The 2,669-nt window shown below is 61.2% G+C and carries 2 protein-coding genes and 1 pseudogene; 2 read left to right on the top strand and 1 reads right to left on the bottom strand.

Translation table 11 applies throughout. The features are described 5' to 3' along the window. Positions 1-227 precede the first annotated feature (227 nt). Both WCB02_RS05725 and WCB02_RS05720 read left to right on the top strand, forming a co-directional pair. Positions 228-1,307 carry an isocitrate/isopropylmalate dehydrogenase family protein gene (locus WCB02_RS05725; protein ID WP_423956868.1) on the top strand — a complete coding sequence of 360 codons (1,080 nt, stop codon included), beginning with the start codon at positions 228-230 and terminating at the stop codon, positions 1,305-1,307. 381 nt (positions 1,308-1,688) lie between these two features. Further along, on the top strand, positions 1,689-2,093 hold the full coding sequence (locus tag WCB02_RS05720; RefSeq protein ID WP_423956867.1) for a hypothetical protein: 405 nt from the start codon (positions 1,689-1,691) through the stop codon (positions 2,091-2,093). Between the two features lie 252 nt (positions 2,094-2,345). Here WCB02_RS05720 and WCB02_RS05715 read toward each other — a convergent pair. After that, positions 2,346-2,669 (bottom strand): annotated as a pseudogene (locus WCB02_RS05715) (hypothetical protein); the annotation flags it as partial.

Genomic DNA, 2,669 nt, shown 5'->3' with positions numbered 1-2,669 from the left:
GCCTTGACTTGATCTGCGCGCGTCATCCTGCAGAACCTGTGGGTCGGGACGAAGAGGTGGCCCGCAGTCGAACAAAAAGGTGACTGCTCATCCTTGACAGACACATTCCCCATGTGAGCAATCCATGGAGCCGCAAGGTAAGAACGGATCGCTTCGTCGCTTCGCTTCTCGTGATAACGATGTTTGGCTGTCACTTCCCTTTTTCGTTTCCGTTCCAAGGAACACGCATGTCCGCAAATGACGCACTCCATATCGCCGTGCTGGCTGGTGACGGCATCGGCCCCGAGGTGATGGCGCCGGCGCTCGAGGTGCTGCGCAAGGTCGAGGCGAGCGCGGGGTTGAAATTCCGCTTCACCGGGGCCGCGGCCGGCGCCCACCATTATCTCGAGACCGGCAAGTCGATGCCGGATTCGACGCTGCGGCTGTGCGAGGAGGCCGACGCGATCCTGCTCGGCGCCTGCGGGCTGCCGTCGGTACGCTATCCTGATAATACCGAGATCATGCCGCAGGTCGAGCTGCGCTTTCAGTTCGACCTCTATGCCGGCGTCCGTCCGGCGCGGCTGATTCCAGGCGTGCCGAGCCCGGTCGTCGGCGCCGACCGGCGTGGCATCGATCTCGTGGTGATCCGCGAATCCACCGAAGGCCTGTTCGCCTCGATGGGGAAGGGCGTCGTCACCCATGACGAGGCGCGCGAGACGCTGCTGATCACGCGCAAGACCTCGGAACGGCTGTTCGAATTTTCCTTCCGGCTGGCCGAGCGCCGCAAGGCGCGCGGCCGGCCGGGCGCATTGACCTGCGTAGACAAGGCGAACGTGTTCAAGGCCTTCGCATTCTTTCGGGAGATGTTCGATGAAGCCGCCTCGCGCCATCCTGAGGTCAAGACCGATCGTCTCTATGTCGACGCCTGCTCCGCGCTGCTGGTCAAACGGCCCTGGGATTTCGACGTCATGGTGATGGAGAACATGTTCGGTGACATCCTGTCCGACATGACCGCCGGCCTGATCGGTGGCATGGGCATGGCGCCGTCAGCCGATATCGGCGACCGCTATGCCGTATTCCAACCGTGCCATGGCACCGCGCCCGACATCATGGGGCAAGGCAAGGCCAACCCGACCGCGATGATCCTGTCGGCCGCGATGATGCTCGACTGGCTCGCCGACAAGCACGGGCTGGAGACCGCGGCGGAAGCAGGCGAGCGCATCGAGCGCGCGGTCGACAAGGCCTATGCGGAGGGCATCAAGCCGATGGAGTTCGGCGGCGGCAACGGCACCGCCGACATCGCCAAGGCGGTGCTGGCGGAACTTTAGAGCATGATGCGGAAGGCGACCGGCGGTACAATTCGAATCAATTGGACAATGCGAAACACGTTTCCGACCGAGGTGCCGAGCTCAAACTGCAATTCGAGGCGATCGAGACGGCTACCATTCAGGGCGCATGCAAGGTCGAATTCGTGTGGCCGCAAAGCTTCCCGCGGGTGATTCGATTGAGCCGCCTCCATGGCGGCCGCAGGCGAGATGTTAACGATTGTCATGTCACCGCTGTCATGTCATCACAGCCGCTTGAGCCAGATGAATCATTACATTGACACGTTTAAGGCGAATTTGCATATATTTTCCCGCGCGGCGAGTGCCAGCCCATTTCTTCTTCGAAAAGCGAGCGACTAGGAACCAGCGCGAATCCTGCGGGTTATGACGCAGGCAAATCTACTCCACGAGGTGAGCGCATGTCAGCGGCAAGCTCTTCGATCCTTACAAGTCCTTCCATGCTTAATCGATAGCAGGCAGATCATCATGAGCTTTGAAAATGCGGCCAAAGAGCACCTCATCCTGGGGACGGATGCCCGCGATATCGAAGAGCAGAAGCAACGCTGGCTGGAGGAGAACCCGCAGATCGAAATCATCGAGAGCGGCGACGTCAGGCGCGAGCCGGCGAGCCTGTTGATTCGTCTTGGGGGCAAGCGTATCCCGCGTTTTTCCATTCTGCTTCAATATCGGGAAACCGATGCCCCGGGATCGCTCTCAACTCTGCCGCCGTCGGAGCAGGACAATCGCGGCAAAAACGGCGGCGAACGCGGCAGTCAACGCGCCCGCTAGAATTTCCTTGCGCGAGAAGCCTGCCTCGACGTGCAGAACGTGGCGCAGCACCGCGGCGGCGATCACCGCGGCGACAAAAATGCCAAAGAGGTAGCTCAGCCGAATTTTCGTCGGGTCCATGCGAGCAGTAAAGCGTTGACATGGCCGGGTATCAAGTGCCTCGATGAAGGGACATCTCCGTGAAGGTGATTTAGTTCACGGTTGCGCGCTATTGGTGTGGCGACGATCATGCGGATCGGGCGACGCGGCCACTCATAGCGGATGGGCAGCCTGTTTGGCGTCCTCGTCGGTCCAATCCGCGCCGCCGATGGTGCTGTCGATGAGTTCACCGCGCAGCAAGGCGAGCGGCGACTTGTAATACAGCGCGATGTTGTGGAGGGGGTCGGTCAGCACCTTGAAGACCCAAATGAGACCGGTTCCGGGATCGCGGATCACGAAGAGCTGGACCAGGCGGACCAGACCGCCGCAGATGCCGATCGCCAGCCAGACGGTTCCGACGTGGCGAACAAAATCGAGCCGGGAGACCGGCTCGGCGAACACGCCGAACAGAGTCGGGGCGAGGTACAAGACCAGCGG

Source organism: Bradyrhizobium sp. (assembly GCF_049581145.1).
Lineage (GTDB): Bacteria > Pseudomonadota > Alphaproteobacteria > Rhizobiales > Xanthobacteraceae > Bradyrhizobium.
This window is presented reverse-complemented; position numbering and strand designations above follow the sequence as displayed.